The following is an 18,873-nucleotide window of genomic DNA, read 5'->3' on the forward strand; positions in this document are numbered from 1 at the left end:
CATGATTCATTTTAATATGAATCATGCGGAGGTGTTTTTATATACTTCCCACTAATTGGGGTCAGTCCAGTTTTTTATAATGTTAGGGTTTAATATACGAGCAAGATAAATTTACTGTATTTTTGAAACTGTTTTTATCTTTGAACTCAATTTTTACTTTAGTTTGTCTTATGTTAGATATATTACTCTAACATTTCTGAAACACGAGCATCTTCAATACCAGTGATTGGAAAATATTGAGATAAATAAAAAGCAATAATAAGTAAAGCAATTGTCATACCAACAAAAAGAATATCTTTGTATGAGAAAGGTGCTTTATAATAATAGGTACGTGGGCCATCTTTAAATCCTTTTGATTCCATAGCTACTGATAATTGATGTGCACGACGTATGTTTTGACTTAAAACTGGAATAAGTAAGTGTTTTATACGTTTAAATCCACGATAATTGGAAGCATCAATCATTTGGTAACGCATTTTTAAAGAACGTCTTAATTGGATAAATGATGTGAAAATAAGTGGTACCATACGAATAGCAGCCATAAATGCATAGGCGATTTTAGGTTTTACTTTTAAATGTTGCATTAAACTATAGAAAATCATTACAATTTGCGATGTTAATGCAATTAACACACCAAACATTGAAACAGTAATTGTTCTTAAAGATAAGTGAAGACCTCTTACAATGCTCTCAGTACTAATATGAATAATTCCCCATTCAAATAACATATGTGTACCATCACCATATAAAATCATGAATAATGATGATAGCAAGGCAAAGAGAATGGTTGCTGATAAAAATGCAGCAATGACTTTAAAAGCTGTACCATTAAAAGATAATAAAAATATAAACATTAATAAAGTAATATAAATCATGTAATCAAAATTATGCACAAAAATGATAAAAATAAATAATAAAACTCCAAGAATTAATTTCGTAATAATATTTACATCATCTACAAGTGTATGACGCTTTTTCCAACGTTCAAACATTTGATTCACCTGCCATTTCTAAAAGCTTATGATTTTCTACGACAAGTCGACGTGTTGGATAACGATGAATAATTTCAGGGTCATGCGTCACCATTACGATAGTTTGTCCTTGTTTTACACGTTCTTCAAATAGCTTAATCAATTGAAATGTATTATGACTATCAAGTCCAAATGTTGGCTCATCTAGTAAAACAATTTCAGCTTTTGAACTTAAAGCAGTTGCTACGCTTAATCGACGTTTTTGACCTGTAGATATTTCAAAAGGATGATGATGTTTAACTTTTTCTAAATGTAAAAGTTTCAAAAGATGCTCAGTTTCTTCTTTCGATTTTGCTTTATCAAGATGATTATAATGAATATTAATTTCGTCATAAACTGAATTTGTAATAAATTGAAGTTCAGGATTTTGGTATACAAGATACATATTTTGAGCAGCATCTTTAATTTTCTTCAGTAATCGCTTCTCATAAAACATTGTACCGTTGTATTTCACTAATTGCATCATAGATTCGAGTAAAGTAGTTTTACCAGCTCCATTTTTTCCAGTAATTGTAATCCATTCTCCAGGATGAATATTTAGTTCTGAAACTTCAAATAGTGTATTTTTACTACGAATTATTTGTCCGTTTTGAAATTTAAAAAGTGTATTGGAATATTGGGGAGTTAAATCTTTTCGAATAGGTGCATAATCCCAAGCATGAGGATGCCATACGCCAAATTCAGTGAGTAACGATTCACAATGTTTGAGTATGTATTCAGGTGTATTATCAGCTATAATTTCTCCATCATAGTTCATTAATATGACTCGATCTACATGATGCCAAATATGTTCCACTTTATGTTCTACAATTAATACCGTTTGATCAGTCCATAAGTGAATTAATCGTTGCCATAAGTCAGCAGTTGCTTGTACATCTAACATAGCTGTAGGTTCATCTAAAAAGAGTGTATCAGCTTTCTGTAAAATCGTTTCAACGATAGCAAGCTTTTGTTTCATACCACCACTTAAATTATTTACGAAAGTTGAATTATCCACATCTAAATCTACAGACGCAAGTGCTTTTTTAATTTGTTCATCCATGTCTTCTCTTGGCACTTTTTGATTTTCTAAGACGAAAGCTAATTCTTCGTAAACTTTTGGCATACAAAATTGTGTATCTGGGTCTTGAAAAATAACCCCCGAATTAGGATCAATGTCTAGTTCATCATATTTCATCGGTAATTCTATAAGATTAGGAACAATGCCACTAAGGACATTAAGCAATGTGCTTTTACCAGATCCTGAAGGACCTAGTAAAAGCACTTTTTCTTTATCTTTAATTTCTATATTTAGATTATCGAAAATTTTTCGATCACCATTTGGATATTTTAGACGTAAATTTTTGACTTTTAACACAATCATTTCCCCTTATAAGTTGTCGTAATCTTTTTGAGAGGCAGGACGGAATAATTTAGTTACTCCAGTTTGATCTAAGGCTTTTACAATTAAATAAGAGAGTATACCAGACAGTACAATACCACTAATAGCACGGAAAATGATGAAAAGTAGTAAGTTCCAACCCGCAACTTCGTTTAGATAGCCGTAAAAATAATCTACAGGGAAAGATACTAATGCTGTTACTAAACCAGCTAACATTGCTACCATTAAAGAACGTGATTTGTATTTAAAGATAGCAAACACAACTTCACATGCTAGACCTTGTAAAATGGCATATACTATAGTAGGAATATCAAATTTCCCCATAACAATAGTTTCACCTGCACCAGCAGCAAATTCAGCAATTAATGCAATACCTGGTTTAGGAATAATTAAGTAAGCCACAATAGCAGCCATAAACCAAATACCGTATGTAAGTTGCTCTAGATGTATACCAGCTACTTGAGCTAAATTATATGGCAACCACCATAAGTTATAAATGATTGCAAAAATAACAGCAATCAGCACCGTAACTAGAATTTCTGAAAGTTTTAAACCTTTAGACATAAAATAGTTCCTCCTAAAAAAACGCACAACCCTTCGTAGAAAAGTTGTGCGTAAGTTTAAATAAAAATGCTATTGATTATTAAAAACATGATTTATTTAAGTTAACACTTTCCTACGCTAGTTTTTAACTAGATCAGGTTCAAAGGGTTTGAGGTTAAGCCTCATCTCAGTGCTATACACCCCTAGTGCATTTATATTTTATTTATTTTAAATGTATGACTTTTAATAGTAGATGTCAAGATGCTTTTAATCTATATTTAATTAAAAATAAATTATAATTAAACAGTTTACATATTTAACAATTAAAATGTAATTAGTTCTAAAAATAATGAAAGAAAGTAGGATAGATTTATTTCCAACTCAGCCATCGATAGCCAATATATTAAAAATACCTGAGACAGCTTGTATGTCTCAGGCTTATTCATTAAATATTCTTAATGATGACATAAATAAGAAAATTAGTCTAATGTATTTTGAACATCTTGTTTAGTTTGTTCAATATCATCAGTTTTTTCTTCTTTTTGTTCTTTTAATTTTTCTTCATATTCTTTTGCTTTTTTTGCATCTTCATGTGTCATAGGACAACTCTCCTTTTTCATAGATTACTTTACAAAATTAATATACCCAATTAATAAAAGAATAAACTTCATCTCAGTCTAGAGAAGTATTTTATTTTTTATTAAAGACAAGAATAGAAAGTTCATATATAATTAATTTTGAGGTGAACTGTATGTCTTTTCTTAAGAAACACGCCGAGATTATCTATAGTTACTTGATCGGTATCGTTTCACTCTTCACAGGTCTCATTATCTTAATCAATTTGCCTTTAATCCATAAACTAAAAGATAAAGATAAAATTGATTTAAAAATACATAATATATGGGACTTTCTTAATGCATTTTTTAGTGAAATAATTAGAGTGATGAGTAGATTCATAGGCAACTTTCCAGTTGTAAGTGCAGTCATAATTATTCTATTTGGTATTCTAGTCATATTGATTGGATATACGTTATTTAGAACAACCAAATACGATTACGACATCTCAATTTTCTTTTTAGTTATTGGTATTTTATACTTCCTCATTACAATTACATTGATGACTCAAGTATATGGTTTTTGGGCAATTATATTCATTATTCCATTTGTGATTCATACAGGATATATCGTTTATAAAGATGAATTGTATCAAGAAAATAGAAAAGTTCATTATTTATGGATTATTATTTCATATGGAATAAGTTACTTGATTACTCAACTGTCATTGTATGGCAAAATCGATGCAAATGAGATTGAGCCTATTGATATTTTAAGTGTAAATACATTCTTCATCATTATGTGGTTATTAGCTCAAGCGGCAATTTGGAATTTCTTATTCTTACGCCGTGCGTTACCTTTAACAAAAGAAGAATTAGGGGAAGAAGAGCCTGAATTATCAAGAACTCAAAAAGGAAACGTTTCGACTCAATCAAAAGTTCATTTTAAACAACTTCAAGATAAAACATCAGAATATGCACGTAAGACAAGAAGAAGTGTAGATTTAGATAAAATTAGATCTAAACGCGATAAATTTAAAAGTAAATTTAAAAATATTGTAGATATAGAAGAAGATGATATTCCTAAGTGGATGAGACCTCCTAAATGGATTAAACCAGCATATGTGGAAATTTTCTGTGGTTTTATCTTATTCTTATTTACATTTATAGAATTTAATAATAGAAATGCTCTATTTGTATCTGGAGAATGGGAATTATCACAAACTCAATACGTGATTGAATGGATTACACTGTTAATATTACTCTTTATTATTATCATTTACATTGCGACGACATTTACTCATTTTTTAAGAGGCAAATTTTACTATTTACAGTTGTTTATGATTAGTCTTCTATTCTTCAAATTGCTTACTGAATTTATTAATATAATGATTCATGGTCTATTACTTTCAATATTTATTACACCTACATTAATTATTATGTTAATACCTGTAATTATAGCATTTTCGTTGCAATTAAAAGAAAAACCATAATCTGAGTAAGGGAGTGGAACAGAATTCATTTTTGAATTCAGTGTTCCACTTCTTTTTTTAATTTAATATTTAGGTGAAGAATTTTAAATTTGTTAAAATAGTAGAGTAGATTACAATAGATTCGTTACAAAAATTAAAATAGGAGAAATTAAAATGAAAATAGCAACTTTAAATAAAGGCAAAGAAACTAAATATTTAAATCAATATCCTTTAGTTGAAGAAGAAGATATTTTTCAACACGATCATTTAAAAGAAGGTGACTTGTTTAATATAGTTACTGAAAATAACCAATATATTGCAACAGCTTATGTAGGACGTCAACATAAAGGATTAGGATGGGTAATCACATATAGCCAAGAAGAAGATATCAATATTACTTTCTTTGAAAATTTATTTAAAAAAGCGCTAGAAGAAAGAGAGTATTACTATAATATAGAAGGAACTAATGCTTTTAGACTATTTAACGCTGAGGGAGATGGCGTTGGAGGTTTAACTATTGATAATTACAATGGACATCTACTTATTCAATGGTATTCAAAAGGAATTTACAAGTTTCGTTATATAATTATTGAAGCAATAAAAAAAGTATTTAAATTTGAATCAGTTTTTGAAAAAATGCGCTTTAAAGATACGGAGTATACAGGAGGACATGTACTTGGAGAAACTCCGGAATTTCCAATAGTTATTGAAGAAAATTTTACATTTTACAATGTTGATTTAAACGATGGATTAATGACAGGAATATTTTTAGATCAAAAAGAAGTTCGTAAAAAATTACGTGATTATTTTGCCGAAAATAGAAGTATTTTAAATTTATTTAGTTATACGGGCGCGTTTTCAGTGGTAGCATCTAAAAATGCTAAAGTTACAACAAGTGTAGATTTAGCTAATCGTTCTCGTACATTAACTGAAGAAAATTTTGGGTTAAATGGTGTAGACCCTAAAAGTCAATATATCTATGTCATGGATACATTTGATTTTTATAATTATGCAGCACGTCATGGAAAACAATATGACACAATAGTCATTGATCCACCTAGTTTTGCGCGTAATAAAAAGAAAACTTTTTCAGTGCAAAAAAATTATGATGATTTAATTAATGGTGCTTTAGATGTTTTAGCACCAGATGGTACATTGCTTCTATGTACAAATTCAAGTGCTTTTTCTTTAAAAGCATTTAAAAATGTAATTAAGAAAACATTGGAACAAGCTAACGTAGAATATGAAATAGAAGAAGTCATGGGATTACCAAAAGACTTTAAAACACATCCACATTATAAACCTTCTAAATATTTAAAAGCTGTATTCATAAATATTAAGCATTAAAGTACTGAAATAGGGTATTAAATGTATATTGAAAATATTATGAAAAACGAAAGGTGAGTCAGTAAGTGGGTATTATTAATAAAATTACAAATGGAGTTACTGATAAAGTTGGTAAAAAGGTCTTAGATATAGAAGAAATTAACGAAAAAGATATCTTACCTAAAAATGAAGAAGAAATTGCACAACGTAGAGAAAAAGCTAAAGCTGTTGTTAAGAAAAAATCTTTATTATCTTCAGGGATGAGTGTTGTGCCAATTCCAGGATTAGACTTTGGTGTAGATATCAAATTGATGAAAGATATTATTGAAGATATTAATAAAATTTATGGTCTTGATCAAAAACAAGTCAATTCTCTTGGTGAAGATGTTAAAGAACGTATTTTATCAGCAGCAGCAATTCAAGGTAGTTCAATGATTGGTGAAAAAGTAACTAGTGGTGCTTTGAAATTAATTATTAGAGATGTTGCTAAGCGTACAGCAGCAAAACAAACAAAATGGTTCCCAATAGTGGGACAAGCTGTTTCAGCTTCAATTAGTTACTACTTTATGAATAAATTAGGTCAAGATCATATAGAAAAATGTGAAAAAGTTTTACGTGATATTATTTAATTTTTTAAAAATGTAGTATAATAAAAGGGAAGAAATTTATATATAACATTAGAAAATTGACTAACATAACGCTATACCTATTATAAGTAATCAAACTTTGTTTGATTACTTATATAATGATTGCTACTTTATTAATATAAGTGTATTTTTCTATAATAATTCAATTATATAAGAATTGAATTCAGTTATATATTTTGGTAGTGTTAGGGTATAAATTTTTATGTTAGATAATAAGAAAATTAATTTTCTAACTTACGGAGGAGAAATAGATTATGGAACAAAAATCATATGTAATTGTTGACGAAACTGGAATTCATGCACGCCCAGCTACAATGTTAGTGCAAACTGCATCTAAATTTGATTCAGATATTCAATTAGAATATAACGGTAAAAAAGTAAATTTAAAATCAATTATGGGCGTTATGAGTTTAGGTGTAGGTAAAGATGCTGAAATCACTATCTATGCTGATGGAAGCGATGAACAAGATGCAATTCAAGCTATCAGTGAAGTTTTATCAAAAGAAGGTTTAACAGAGTAATTATGTCTAAATTAATTAAAGGTATTGCAGCTTCTGATGGAGTTGCAATTGCCAAAGCATATTTACTAGTAGAACCTGATTTATCATTTACAAATGAGAAAATTACTGATACTGATGCTGAAATTAAAAAGTTCAGAAATGCTTTAGAAGCTTCCAAAATTGAATTAACAAAAATTAGAAATAATGCTGAAAAATCATTAGGTGCAGATAAAGCTGCTATTTTTGATGCACATTTACTTGTACTTGATGACCCAGAATTAATTCAGCCAATTGAAGATAAAATTGCGAATGAGAAAGTCAATGCTCCAGAAGCATTAAATGAAGTTACGACTCAATTCATTACTATTTTTGAATCTATGGATAATGAATATATGAGAGAACGTGCAGCAGATATTCGTGACGTTTCTAAGCGTGTACTTGCTCATCTTTTAGGCGTGGAGTTACCAAATCCTAGTATGATTGATGAAAGTGTAGTTATTATAGGAAACGATTTAACACCATCTGATACTGCACAATTAAACAAAGAGTTTGTTCAAGGTTTTGTTACAAATATTGGTGGACGTACAAGTCATTCTGCAATTATGAGCCGTTCATTAGAAATTGCAGCTGTGGTTGGTACTAAATCGATTACTCATGAAGTAAAACAAGGAGATATGGTTATTGTTGACGGTATTACTGGTGACGTTATCATAGATCCAACTGAAGACGAACTCATTGCTTATCAAAATAAACGTGAGCGTTTCTTTGAAGATAAAAAAGAATTACAAAAACTTCGTGATGCCGAAACTGTAACTGTTGACGGTGAACATGCAGAATTAGCTGCTAATATTGGTACACCTGATGATTTATATGGTGTTATGGAAAATGGCGCTGAAGGAATTGGTCTTTATAGAACAGAATTTTTATATATGGGTAGAGATCAAATGCCAACTGAAGACGAACAATTTGAAGCGTATAAAAAAGTTTTAGAAACTATGAAAGATAAACGCGTTGTTGTACGTACTTTAGATATTGGTGGAGATAAAGAATTACCATATTTAAATTTACCTAAAGAAATGAATCCATTCTTAGGTTATCGTGCAATTCGTTTGTGCTTAGATCAACAAGACATCTTCAGAACACAATTACGTGCGTTATTACGCGCATCTGCTTATGGTAAATTAAATATTATGTTCCCAATGGTAGCCACTATTAAAGAGTTTAGAGATGCTAAAGCTATTCTTTTAGAAGAAAAAGATAAATTAACTAGCGAAGGACAAGAAGTTGCTGATGATATCGAAGTAGGTATCATGGTAGAGATTCCTTCTACTGCTGCGTTAGCTGATATCTTTGCTAAAGAAGTAGATTTCTTTAGTATAGGAACTAATGACTTAATTCAATATACTATGGCAGCTGACCGTATGTCTGAACGTGTTTCATATTTATATCAACCATATAACCCAGCAATTTTACGTTTAGTTAAACAGGTCATTGAAGCTTCTCATAAAGAAGGTAAATGGACTGGTATGTGTGGTGAAATGGCTGGCGATGAAACAGCAATTCCATTATTATTAGGTTTAGGATTAGATGAGTTCTCTATGAGTGCAACCTCTATTCTTAAAGCTAGAAGACAAATTAATGGTTTAAGTAAAAACGAAATGGCGGAATTAGCAAATCGTGCCATTAATTGTGCAACACAAGATGAAGTTAAAGAACTTGTTCATCACATTTCTAAATAATATTAAAAATACCTGAGACAACTTATGATGTCTCAGGTTCTTTTTTATGTATTACAGTTGGATATCAAATATTCTGTTGATTTTTTCTAAATCTACATGATACATAGGCTCTTCATTTAATAAGATAAATGGTGTAGAGAATGCATCATATTCTAACATTTCATTACGATAAGAAGGATACTTAATATTTTTTTCAATAAAATTAATATGATGTTCCGTTAAATAATTTTTTATAAAATTACAAGGTGGACAATCATCTTGTGTATAGATAATTATTTTAGACATAAATCATATTCTCCTTTTAATTATACTTTTCTTACTATATATAAGGTAATTAAAAAATGCAAATTTTGAATTTTATGTGAATTCCATTTAAATTATCTATTAAAAAGTAAACAAAAAAATTTTAGTTACTAATGTTTAGGTATATAATTTAAATCTATAGGATTAAATTTTAAATTATAGAAAAGGTGGTTAAGTATGAATTCTGTCGAAATTAGTCGTTTTTTGACAGGGATGACATTAGGCGTTCATATTATTTTTGCTACTATTGGAGTAGGAATGCCATTAATGTTTGCAATCGCAGAGTTTTTAGGGATCAAAAAGAAAGATCCTAAATATATAGCATTAGCAAAACGTTGGTCAAAAGGGTATACGATTACAGTTGCAGTTGGGGTTGTAACTGGAACAATTATTGGATTACAACTTTCACTTGTTTGGCCTACGTTTATGAAAATGGGTGGCCATGTTATCGCGCTTCCTCTTTTCATGGAAACATTTGCTTTCTTCTTTGAAGCAATCTTTTTAAGTATTTATCTGTATACATGGAATCGTTTTAAAAATCAATGGATACATTTTTTAATTAGTTTACCTGTTATTATTGGTGGTTCATTCTCAGCGTTCTTTATTACTTCAGTGAACTCATTTATGAATACTCCAGCAGGTTTTGAAATGAAAAAAGGTAAAATGGTGAATGTTCAACCATTTGAAGCAATGTTCAATTCTTCATTTTTAGTTAGAGCATTTCATGTTGTTGCAACAGCTGGTATGACGATGGCGTTTATTTTGGCAGCAATTGCTGCATTTAAATTATTGAAAAATAAATATAGTGAAGATGCGCCATATCATAAAAAAGCGTTAAAAATGACTATGATTCTTGGATTTATTCAAACATTATTATCAATGTTAGCGGGAGATTTGTCTGCTAAGTTTCTTCATAAAGTACAACCAGAAAAATTAGCTGCATATGAGTGGCATTTTGATACACATTCCAAAGCAGATTTAGTATTTTTTGGTGTCTTAAATGAAAACACTCAAGAAGTTTCAGGAGCTATAAAAATTCCTGGATTACTGAGCTTTTTAGCTGATAATAATATTAATACTAAAGTAAAAGGTTTAAATGAATTTCCTAAAAATGATTTACCTCCATTAATCGTTCATTATTTCTTTGATTTAATGGTAGCTATGGGAATCTTTTGTTTTATCGTATCAGGCATTTTTATATTAGCATTATTGATAAAAAAACTACGTCCTATTATAACTAAAAAAGTAATGCTTTATGCAGTACTTTTAACAGGACCTGCTTCAATGCTTGCTATAGAGTTTGGTTGGTTCTTAACTGAAATGGGACGTCAACCATGGATTGTTAGAGGTTACATGCGTGTTAGCCAAGCTGCTACACAGGCAGGAGGAATTACATTAGTAACAATTTTATTCGGTTTACTTTATTTTGTACTTCTCTTTACATCTGCTTATGTATTATTGAGAATGTTTAGAAATAAACCAGCTCGCGAGGATATTGATAAAGTGATTGGAGGTCAAGAATAATGGATTATACTGGCATAGGTATTACAGTATTATGGATTTTCCTATTTTGTTATATTATCGTAGCGTCTATTGATTTTGGTGCTGGATTTTTAACTTTGCATACAAAATTAACGGGAGAAGAAAAAAAGATTAATCATCTTATAGAAAGATATTTAAATCCTGTATGGGAAGTAACAAATGTATTTTTTGTATTTTTCTTTGTAGGTTTTGTCGGATTTTTCCCAGATTCAGCTCTTTATTTAGGGACAGTGTTATTAGTTCCTGGTTCAATCGCTTTAATTCTTATTTCTATTAGAAGTAGTTTTTATGCTTTTGAACATTATGGACAAGATAATAAACTGCCTTGGATATTTTTATATGGTATTACTGGGCTTTTAATACCCGCAGCACTCGCAACTGTATTGACTATCTCAGAAGGCGGATACATTAATGAACAAGGCAATCATTTTGATTTGGATTGGGTACAATTACTATTAAGTCCTTTTGCATGGTCAGTTGTATTTTTAGCAATTGTAAGTGTGTTATATATATCATCAGGGTTTTTAACATATTACGCTTCTAAAGCAAAAGATAAAGTGGCTTATAAATTTATGCGTCAATGGTTTATGTTTTGGGGTCCACCGATGATTATTATTTCATTATTTGTATTCTTATCATTAAGAATACAAAACTCTAATCACTTTTATAATGCAATTACGCATTATTGGTGGATGTTTGCAATTAGTTTTATTTTCTTCTTAATTGCAGGAATTTTAAATATGATTAAAAAGTATCATGGTTTAGCATTTATTATGGTGATTTTACAAATGGCTTTCGCTTTTTACGGCTACGGTATGAGTAAGTTACCTTATATTCTTTATCCATATATTAAAATTTCAGATTCAGGTGTAAACTCATCAATGGGCTTAGCATTAACGATCGTCTTTATTTTAGGTTTACTTTTATTACTTCCATCGTTAATATTGTTATTGAGATTATTCGTTTTTGATAAACAATATGTGGAAGGTAAAAAGTAATTTAAATTAAGAGAGGAGCTGAAATGAGAGTGATTTATATTTATAGAACTTTGAATAAGTTTCTAGTATATAAATGAACTTATCATTTTAGCTCTTATTTTTTAGATGGGAGTTCCAGAATTCATGGAGAAAGAGTATGTAGTAATAGGATTAGGTCGTTTTGGAGGAAGTATTGTAAGAGAGTTAAACGCTTTAGATATGGATGTTATGGCTATTGATAGAGATGAAGCTCGAGTAAATGAATATAGTGAAATTGCGACACATGCTGTTGTAGCTGACACTACAGATGAAGCGGTAATGAAAAGTTTAGGTATACGAAATTTTGATCATGTCATTGTAGCAATAGGTGAGAATATTCAATCTAGTACATTAACAACTTTAATATTGAAAGAATTAGGTGTTAAAAAAGTTACGGCCAAAGCACAAAACGATTATCATGCAAAGATTTTGAATAAAATTGGTGCCGACACTGTGGTACATCCAGAAAGAGATATGGGTCGTCGTATTGCACATAATGTAGCAAGTGCAAGTGTACTAGACTATCTCGAACTCGCAGATGAGCATTCATTAGTGGAGTTAAAAGTAAGCGAAAAATTAACTGGTCAAACAATCAGAGATTTAGATATTCGAGCACAATTCGGTATTAATATTATTGCAATAAAAAGAGGTCGAGAAATCATTGTGTCACCAGATCCAAATATGAATATTGAAATTGGAGATATTATGATAATGATTGGACACGATAATGATTTAAATCGTTTTGAGAAAAAAATAGTAAGATAAAAAAAACACGGTATTTCTTAAGAAATACCGTGTTTTTTTATTCTTCATTTACTTTCATAATTACTGGTAAAATCATTGGACGACGAGCTGTTTTTTCATATAAATACGGCTGTAACGTTTCAATGATTGAAGATTTAATTTGATGCCATTGAATATCATCATTTGAATTTAGTTTTGAAATAACATCCGTTTTAATTTTTCGTTGTGCATCATAAATTAATTGGCCAGATTCACGCATGTAAACAAAACCACGTGAAATAATATCTGGACCTGAAAGAAGTTTATTTGTATTAAAATCAATACTTACTACAACAATAACCAATCCTTCTTCAGATAATAATTTACGATCCCGAATGACAACATTACCAATATCACCGATGCCACTTCCATCAACTAATACATTACCAGATGGAATTCGACCAGCTTTACGCGCAGAATCGTGTGTTAAAGCTAAAACATCACCAATATCAAAAATAAAGACATTTTCTTCTTTAACACCACAATCAATACCTGTTTGACCATGAGCTTTTAGCATACGATATTCACCATGAATAGGTAAGAAGTATTTAGGTTGAATTAAACGAAGCATTAACTGTTGGTCGCCTTGGGAACCATGTCCTGATGTATGAATGTTAGAAATCTTACTGTGAATAACATCAGCACCAGCTTTATATAATGCGTTAATTGTACGATTGATACTTTTAGTATTCCCTGGAATAGGAGAAGAACTGAATACTACAGTATCATCAGGTATAATTTTAATTTGTTTGTGTGTCCCATTAGCGATACGTGAAAGTGCAGCCATTGGTTCACCTTGAGAGCCAGTGCATAAAATAAGTAACTCGTGTTTAGGAATATTATTAATTTTGTTAGGCTCAACAAATGTTTCTGGGGGTGCTTTGATATAACCCAGCTCCATACCAATCTTAATATTATTTTCCATTGAACGGCCAAAAGTTACAATTTTACGATTATATTTAATTGCTGCTTCCACCGCTTGTTGGACACGATAGATGTTTGATGCAAAGGTTGCGAAAATAATACGACCTTTACAGTTACGGAAAATTTTATCTACATTTTGTCCAACTTCACGTTCACTTAATGTGAAATCAGGAACTAGCGCATTCGTAGAGTCAGATAACAAGCATAATACGCCTTCTTTACCAAGCTCTGCCATTTTGGCGATATTAGCAGGCGCACCAACAGGTGTAAAATCAAATTTGAAGTCACCAGTATGGACAATTTTACCTTCAGGTGTGTCAACAACAACACCATATGCTTCTGGGATACTATGCGTAGTTAAGTAAAAAGAAATTTCAAAATGTTTAGATTTTATAACACTATCTTCTGTAATTTCATTTAAACTAGCATTACGCAGTAAATTGTGTTCTTCTAATTTATTGCGTATTAAACCTAAAGCTAAAGGGCCACCATAAATAGGCACATTAATTTGCTTTAATAGGTAGGGCACACCACCTATATGGTCTTCATGTCCATGAGTAATAAATAAACCAACAATTTTATCTTGATTTTGTTCTAAGTAGGTATAATCAGGAATAACGTAGTCTATACCTAATAAATTATCATCAGGGAATTTAATTCCAGCATCAATGATAACAATTTCATCTTTATACTCCACAGCATAAGTGTTTTTACCAACCTCACCTAAGCCGCCTAGAGCATATACACCTACTTCATTAGAATGTAATTGTTTCATTATTGAGCGTTCTCCACATTAAAGTGATCAGAATGTTCTTTTTCATATTCTAAATGTGCGCCCTCTAATTTAGTAATAAACTCGATATTATAATTGCGATCTTTTAAATAACGTCTTACTTGTTCTTCAGTTTCACCTTCAACATAAATTGTATTTGTGTTCTCACGAACAATTACTTCGTCTTTATTATGTTGAAAAAATACTTTAAATACTGCCATGATATATATTTCCTCCTAAATAAATGTTTATTTATTGTCTTATGAGCACAAGTAGAAAATAAATAAAATATACATGTTTATTTATTTTCACATCTAACGTGAATGCTACATAACAGGTATTTTAAATTTTTAATATAAAATAATATTTATTTTACTGTGCTTAAAGGCAAATCATACATGTCGTTCATTTTTGAAAGATAGTAATTTACTATGATTTCAGTTAACTTTTATTTTACCTTATGTATCAGAATAAATAAAGCAGTTTATATGTAGTAAAAGTAGTAGGAAATTGAATAAAAAAAGAAAAGCCTAACACATTTATTACAATAATGTAAAAATGCATTAGGCTTGAATATTAAACTTCAACTGAGTCTGGTAATGGAGTAAGAGGATGATCTTTATCGATATAATCGTAGAACATAATGCCGTTTAAATGATCAATTTCATGTTGAAATACAATTGCTGGATAACCTTTTAAACGTAATTTAACTTCATTACCATCAATATCATAAGCTTTAATTGTTGTTCTATAATGACGATGAACTAAACCAGGTATATTTTCATCTACGCTTAAACACCCCTCACCAGTAGGTAAATAAGCGTGTTGGACACTATGACTAATTACTTTAGGATTGACTAACATATAGTCGTAAGATTTACCTTCCCCGTCGTCGGGTAAATACACAGCTATCATTTTTTTTGAGATATTAATTTGTGGTGCAGCTAAACCTACTCCAGAGCGTAGACCGTATTTTTTAGCAATTTCATCATCTTGACTATTAATTAAAAATTCACGCATATCACGCAAAGTATTTTTATCTTCTTCAGAAAGAGGTAAATTCACGTCTTTTGCTTTTTCGCGTAACGTAGGATGTCCATCTCTAATAATATCTTTCATTGTTAACATGTTATACACCTTCCTTATATAATATAAAATATAACAGATAATATACATTTACGTACATTATATAGTTTCATTTGATTTATAAACTATCTTTATATAATATTACAATCGAAACACTATGAGGAGGAATGACATTAATGAAATTACGTAAAACCATAGTTGTTGCAGCTGCCTCTACACTTTTATTAGCTGGTTGTACAACTGATAAAAAAGAGGTAAAAGCTTATGACGAGAATGTTCAAAAAGCATTTGATAAAGAACAATCTATAAATGAGGTTAGTAAAAAACTAAATTCACTTGAAGAAAAGAAACAAGGTTTGTATAAAAAAGCAAATAGCAATGACAGTAATACACGTAGTAAAGCAGCTGACGATGTACTTGATAATATTGATAAACGAGAAAAAACCTTTGATAAGGAAGTTTCAATTTTAAAAAATTCCGAAAAGCAATTTAAAAAAGGCGATTCTCATATTAACGATATTAAAAATGATAATAAAAGAAAAGAAGTTAAACAACTTGACGATGCTATAAAAAACAAATATAAAACACATGACGACTATGCTAAGGCTTATAGAAATGTATTAAGTAAAGAAAAAGATTTATTTGAATTAGTCAAACAAGATGGAGTAACGCAATCTCAAGTAGACGAAAAAAACAATGCGCTTAATAAAGCTCAAGAAAACTTTAAGAAAAAATTCCAGGCTTATGCTAAGGCAATGAATACAGTTAATAAAGAAAAACAAGACGTCGATCATTTAATCTCTTAACATCACTAATACAGTGTTAATTGTTACATTGATACAGTTTCTCAGACTGTATCTTTTTTTAGTAATACAGAACTTTATGAAAATGTTTAACAGTCTAAAATAATTGTGGTACACTATGAGTGGATAAAATGAATTTCTATTATATGGGAAAGGTATGGTGAATTGAATGGCTCCTAAGTTACAAGCCCAATTCGATGCAGTAAAAGTATTAAATGATACTCAGTCGAAATTTGAAATGGTTCAAATTTTGGACGTAGATGGTAATGTCGTAAATGAAGACTTAGTACCTGATTTAACTGATGAACAATTAGTAGAATTAATGGAAAGAATGGTGTGGACACGTATTCTTGACCAACGTTCTATTTCTTTAAATAGACAAGGTCGTTTAGGTTTCTATGCTCCAACAGCAGGACAAGAAGCATCTCAATTAGCTTCTCAATATGCTTTAGAAAAAGAAGACTTCATTTTACCTGGTTACCGTGATGTACCACAACTTATTTGGCACGGTTTACCGTTAACTGATGCTTTCTTATTCTCAAGAGGTCACTTTAAAGGTAACCAATTCCCTGAAGGCGTAAACGCATTCAGTCCACAAATCATTATCGGTGCACAATATATCCAAACAGCTGGTGTGGCATTCGGTATTAAAAAACGTGGTAAAAAAGCAGTTGCTATCACTTACACTGGTGATGGTGGTTCTTCACAAGGTGATTTCTACGAAGGTATTAACTTTGCTTCTGCTTATAAAGCACCAGCAATCTTTGTTATCCAAAACAATAACTATGCTATTTCTACTCCACGTAGTAAACAAACAGCTGCTACTACATTAGCTCAAAAAGCAATTGCAGTAGGTATCCCTGGTATCCAAGTTGATGGTATGGATGCATTAGCTGTATATCAAGCTACTAAAGAAGCTCGTGATCGCGCAATTAATGGTGAAGGTCCAACATTAATCGAAACTATGACTTATCGTTATGGTCCACATACAATGGCTGGAGATGATCCAACTCGTTACAGAACTTCAGATGAAGATGCAGAGTGGGAGAAAAAAGACCCGTTAGTTCGTTTCAGAAAATTCTTAGAAAATAAAGGATTATGGAGCGAAGAGAAAGAAAACGAAGTTATTGAACGTGCTAAAGACGACATCAAGAAAGCAATTAAAGAGGCTGACAATACTCCAAAACAAACTGTTCTTGATTTAATGGATATCATGTATGAAGATATGCCTCAAAATTTAGCTGAACAATATGAAATTTACAAAGAGAAGGAGTCGAAATAAGCCATGGCACAAATGACAATGGTTCAAGCGATTAACAATGCGCTTAAAACTGAATTGCAAAATGACGAAAACGTTTTAATTTTCGGTGAAGACGTTGGTGTTAACGGCGGTGTATTCCGTGTTACTGAAGGTTTACAAAAAGAATTCGGTGAAGACCGTGTATTCGACACACCATTAGCTGAATCTGGTATTGGTGGTTTAGCTCTTGGTTTAACTGTAGAAGGTTTCCGTCCTGTAATGGAAATTCAATTCTTAGGATTCGTATTTGAAGTGTTTGACGAAGTTGCTGGTCAAATCGCTCGTACGCGTTTCCGTTCAGGTGGTTCTAAAACTGCTCCTGTAACAATTCGTACACCATTTGGTGGTGGGGTACACACTCCAGAATTACACGCAGATAACTTAGAAGGTATTTTAGCTCAATCACCAGGTATTAAAGTAGTTATTCCATCTGGTCCTTATGATGCTAAAGGTTTATTACTTTCATCAATTAGATCAAACGATCCAGTTGTATATTTAGAGCACATGAAATTATATCGTTCATTCCGTGAAGAAGTTCCTGAAGAAGAATATACAATTGAAATTGGTAAAGCAAATGTCAAAAAAGAAGGTAATGACATTACATTAATTGCATACGGTGCAATGGTACAAGAATCTGAAAAAGCTGCAGAAGAACTTGAAAAAGAAGGTTACTCTGTAGAAGTTATCGATTTACGTACAGTTCAACCAATCGATATTGATACATTAGTTGCATCAGTTGAAAAAACTGGTCGTGCAGTAGTTGTTCAAGAAGCTCAACGTCAAGCTGGTGTTGGTGCTACTGTAGCAGCTGAATTAGCTGAACGTGCTATTCTTTCATTAGAAGCTCCAATTGCACGTGTTGCTGCTGCTGATACTGTATATCCATTTACTCAAGCTGAAAACGTTTGGTTACCAAATAAAAATGATATTATTGAACAAGCTAAAGCTACTTTAGAATTCTAATAGTATATACAAAACAGTAAGCTATATATGAATCTATATATTTAAAATAAGTATTTTCTATTTATTTTATGTATATATAATTAATTGTAAACTAGAGACGTAGGACAAAATGATAAAGTGTTAACAGACACGACATATTATTCTGTCCTTCCTCTATGTTATAAATTTATTTAAATAATAAATATTTA

General features: G+C 30.7%; 19 protein-coding genes and 1 riboswitch. Of the genes, 11 read left to right on the top strand and 8 right to left on the bottom strand.

Annotated features, from left to right (window positions below; translation table 11 throughout):
• Positions 1-182 precede the first annotated feature (182 nt).
• The 4 genes from HMPREF2578_RS03035 to graF form a co-directional block, all read right to left on the bottom strand.
• A complete protein-coding gene (locus HMPREF2578_RS03035; RefSeq protein WP_017175761.1) occupies positions 183-992 on the bottom strand; it encodes an energy-coupling factor transporter transmembrane component T family protein in 810 nt (269 codons plus the stop codon).
• Positions 985-2,388 carry an ABC transporter ATP-binding protein gene (locus HMPREF2578_RS03040; protein WP_017175760.1) on the bottom strand — a complete coding sequence of 468 codons (1,404 nt, stop codon included), beginning with the start codon at positions 2,386-2,388 and terminating at the stop codon, positions 985-987. The genes HMPREF2578_RS03035 and HMPREF2578_RS03040 overlap by 8 nt, the downstream gene beginning before the upstream one ends.
• 12 nt (positions 2,389-2,400) lie before the next feature.
• Positions 2,401-2,976, bottom strand: a complete 576-nt coding sequence (locus tag HMPREF2578_RS03045) for an ECF transporter S component (protein ID WP_002448226.1) — start codon at positions 2,974-2,976, stop codon at positions 2,401-2,403.
• A gap of 92 nt (positions 2,977-3,068) precedes the next feature.
• Positions 3,069-3,170, bottom strand: a riboswitch (TPP riboswitch).
• A gap of 264 nt (positions 3,171-3,434) precedes the next feature.
• On the bottom strand, positions 3,435-3,554 hold the full coding sequence (graF, locus tag HMPREF2578_RS11230; protein WP_002448238.1) for a glycopeptide resistance-associated protein GraF: 120 nt from the start codon (positions 3,552-3,554) through the stop codon (positions 3,435-3,437).
• Between the two features lie 152 nt (positions 3,555-3,706).
• On the opposite strand from graF, the gene auxA reads away from it, so the two are divergent.
• The 5 genes from auxA to ptsP all read left to right on the top strand — a co-directional run bounded on the left by auxA (position 3,707) and on the right by ptsP (position 9,193).
• Positions 3,707-5,002: a lipoteichoic acid stability factor AuxA gene (gene auxA / locus HMPREF2578_RS03050; RefSeq protein WP_070508278.1), complete on the top strand. Its 1,296-nt coding sequence runs from the start codon at positions 3,707-3,709 to the stop codon at positions 5,000-5,002.
• A 153-nt stretch (positions 5,003-5,155) separates the two neighbouring features.
• Entirely contained in the window at positions 5,156-6,328 is a 1,173-nt protein-coding gene (locus HMPREF2578_RS03055; protein ID WP_019835358.1) for a class I SAM-dependent rRNA methyltransferase, read from the top strand.
• A 65-nt stretch (positions 6,329-6,393) separates the two neighbouring features.
• Positions 6,394-6,936, top strand: a complete 543-nt coding sequence (locus HMPREF2578_RS03060; RefSeq protein WP_017175756.1) for a DUF697 domain-containing protein — start codon at positions 6,394-6,396, stop codon at positions 6,934-6,936.
• 272 nt (positions 6,937-7,208) lie between these two features.
• Positions 7,209-7,475, top strand: coding sequence for a phosphocarrier protein HPr (locus tag HMPREF2578_RS03065; protein ID WP_002448249.1), 267 nt, complete (start codon positions 7,209-7,211; stop codon positions 7,473-7,475).
• A 2-nt stretch (positions 7,476-7,477) separates the two neighbouring features.
• Positions 7,478-9,193 carry a phosphoenolpyruvate--protein phosphotransferase gene (gene ptsP / locus HMPREF2578_RS03070; protein ID WP_017175755.1) on the top strand — a complete coding sequence of 572 codons (1,716 nt, stop codon included), beginning with the start codon at positions 7,478-7,480 and terminating at the stop codon, positions 9,191-9,193.
• A 51-nt stretch (positions 9,194-9,244) separates the two neighbouring features.
• Here ptsP and HMPREF2578_RS03075 read toward each other — a convergent pair whose 3' ends face one another.
• Complete coding sequence (locus HMPREF2578_RS03075; protein ID WP_017175754.1) at positions 9,245-9,478, bottom strand: glutaredoxin family protein; 234 nt, start codon at positions 9,476-9,478, stop codon at positions 9,245-9,247.
• A gap of 195 nt (positions 9,479-9,673) precedes the next feature.
• On the opposite strand from HMPREF2578_RS03075, the gene HMPREF2578_RS03080 reads away from it, so the two are divergent.
• The 3 genes from HMPREF2578_RS03080 to HMPREF2578_RS03090 all read left to right on the top strand — a co-directional run bounded on the left by HMPREF2578_RS03080 (position 9,674) and on the right by HMPREF2578_RS03090 (position 12,819).
• The gene (locus HMPREF2578_RS03080; RefSeq protein WP_017175753.1) at positions 9,674-11,020 is read left to right on the top strand and encodes a cytochrome ubiquinol oxidase subunit I; all 1,347 of its coding nucleotides are present in this window, start codon (positions 9,674-9,676) and stop codon (positions 11,018-11,020) included.
• Positions 11,020-12,036: a cytochrome d ubiquinol oxidase subunit II gene (locus HMPREF2578_RS03085; protein WP_070508279.1), complete on the top strand. Its 1,017-nt coding sequence runs from the start codon at positions 11,020-11,022 to the stop codon at positions 12,034-12,036. The genes HMPREF2578_RS03080 and HMPREF2578_RS03085 overlap by 1 nt, the downstream gene beginning before the upstream one ends.
• 123 nt (positions 12,037-12,159) lie before the next feature.
• Complete coding sequence (locus HMPREF2578_RS03090) at positions 12,160-12,819, top strand: potassium channel family protein (RefSeq protein WP_002448135.1); 660 nt, start codon at positions 12,160-12,162, stop codon at positions 12,817-12,819.
• Between the two features lie 37 nt (positions 12,820-12,856).
• Here HMPREF2578_RS03090 and rnjA read toward each other — a convergent pair whose 3' ends face one another.
• The 3 genes from rnjA to def form a co-directional block, all read right to left on the bottom strand.
• Positions 12,857-14,536: a ribonuclease J1 gene (gene rnjA, locus HMPREF2578_RS03095; protein ID WP_002448244.1), complete on the bottom strand. Its 1,680-nt coding sequence runs from the start codon at positions 14,534-14,536 to the stop codon at positions 12,857-12,859.
• Positions 14,536-14,754, bottom strand: coding sequence for a DNA-dependent RNA polymerase subunit epsilon (locus HMPREF2578_RS03100; RefSeq protein ID WP_002448185.1), 219 nt, complete (start codon positions 14,752-14,754; stop codon positions 14,536-14,538). Before HMPREF2578_RS03100 ends, rnjA begins: the two co-directional genes overlap by 1 nt.
• A 355-nt stretch (positions 14,755-15,109) precedes the next feature.
• Positions 15,110-15,661: a peptide deformylase gene (gene def, locus HMPREF2578_RS03105; RefSeq protein WP_002448106.1), complete on the bottom strand. Its 552-nt coding sequence runs from the start codon at positions 15,659-15,661 to the stop codon at positions 15,110-15,112.
• 134 nt (positions 15,662-15,795) lie between these two features.
• Between def and HMPREF2578_RS03110 the strand changes: the two genes are divergently transcribed.
• The 3 genes from HMPREF2578_RS03110 to HMPREF2578_RS03120 all read left to right on the top strand — a co-directional run bounded on the left by HMPREF2578_RS03110 (position 15,796) and on the right by HMPREF2578_RS03120 (position 18,685).
• Positions 15,796-16,425: a YkyA family protein gene (locus tag HMPREF2578_RS03110; protein WP_017175751.1), complete on the top strand. Its 630-nt coding sequence runs from the start codon at positions 15,796-15,798 to the stop codon at positions 16,423-16,425.
• A 166-nt stretch (positions 16,426-16,591) separates the two neighbouring features.
• Positions 16,592-17,704, top strand: coding sequence for a pyruvate dehydrogenase (acetyl-transferring) E1 component subunit alpha (gene pdhA, locus HMPREF2578_RS03115; RefSeq protein ID WP_002448048.1), 1,113 nt, complete (start codon positions 16,592-16,594; stop codon positions 17,702-17,704).
• A gap of 3 nt (positions 17,705-17,707) precedes the next feature.
• Positions 17,708-18,685 (top strand): alpha-ketoacid dehydrogenase subunit beta, encoded by a 978-nt coding sequence (locus HMPREF2578_RS03120; RefSeq protein WP_002448131.1) that lies wholly within the window; start codon positions 17,708-17,710, stop codon positions 18,683-18,685.
• Positions 18,686-18,873 lie beyond the last annotated feature (188 nt).

It is taken from the genome of Staphylococcus sp. HMSC072H03, from assembly GCF_001809305.1.
In the GTDB taxonomy this organism is placed as follows: Bacteria; Bacillota; Bacilli; order Staphylococcales; family Staphylococcaceae; genus Staphylococcus; species Staphylococcus hominis.

Bases quoted from the DNA above. Each gene is read 5' to 3' on its own strand.
- HMPREF2578_RS03035 (WP_017175761.1), bottom strand. From the start codon at position 992: ATGTTTGAACGTTGGAAAAAGCGTCATACACTTGTAGATGATGTAAAT.
- HMPREF2578_RS03045 (WP_002448226.1), bottom strand. From the start codon at position 2,976: ATGTCTAAAGGTTTAAAACTTTCAGAAATTCTAGTTACGGTGCTGATT.
- graF (WP_002448238.1), bottom strand. From the start codon at position 3,554: ATGACACATGAAGATGCAAAAAAAGCAAAAGAATATGAAGAAAAATTA.
- auxA (WP_070508278.1), top strand. From the start codon at position 3,707: ATGTCTTTTCTTAAGAAACACGCCGAGATTATCTATAGTTACTTGATC.
- HMPREF2578_RS03055 (WP_019835358.1), top strand. From the start codon at position 5,156: ATGAAAATAGCAACTTTAAATAAAGGCAAAGAAACTAAATATTTAAAT.
- HMPREF2578_RS03065 (WP_002448249.1), top strand. From the start codon at position 7,209: ATGGAACAAAAATCATATGTAATTGTTGACGAAACTGGAATTCATGCA.
- ptsP (WP_017175755.1), top strand. From the start codon at position 7,478: ATGTCTAAATTAATTAAAGGTATTGCAGCTTCTGATGGAGTTGCAATT.
- HMPREF2578_RS03075 (WP_017175754.1), bottom strand. From the start codon at position 9,478: ATGTCTAAAATAATTATCTATACACAAGATGATTGTCCACCTTGTAAT.
- HMPREF2578_RS03080 (WP_017175753.1), top strand. From the start codon at position 9,674: ATGAATTCTGTCGAAATTAGTCGTTTTTTGACAGGGATGACATTAGGC.
- HMPREF2578_RS03085 (WP_070508279.1), top strand. From the start codon at position 11,020: ATGGATTATACTGGCATAGGTATTACAGTATTATGGATTTTCCTATTT.
- HMPREF2578_RS03090 (WP_002448135.1), top strand. From the start codon at position 12,160: ATGGAGAAAGAGTATGTAGTAATAGGATTAGGTCGTTTTGGAGGAAGT.
- rnjA (WP_002448244.1), bottom strand. From the start codon at position 14,536: ATGAAACAATTACATTCTAATGAAGTAGGTGTATATGCTCTAGGCGGC.
- HMPREF2578_RS03100 (WP_002448185.1), bottom strand. From the start codon at position 14,754: ATGGCAGTATTTAAAGTATTTTTTCAACATAATAAAGACGAAGTAATT.
- def (WP_002448106.1), bottom strand. From the start codon at position 15,661: ATGTTAACAATGAAAGATATTATTAGAGATGGACATCCTACGTTACGC.
- HMPREF2578_RS03110 (WP_017175751.1), top strand. From the start codon at position 15,796: ATGAAATTACGTAAAACCATAGTTGTTGCAGCTGCCTCTACACTTTTA.
- pdhA (WP_002448048.1), top strand. From the start codon at position 16,592: ATGGCTCCTAAGTTACAAGCCCAATTCGATGCAGTAAAAGTATTAAAT.
- HMPREF2578_RS03120 (WP_002448131.1), top strand. From the start codon at position 17,708: ATGGCACAAATGACAATGGTTCAAGCGATTAACAATGCGCTTAAAACT.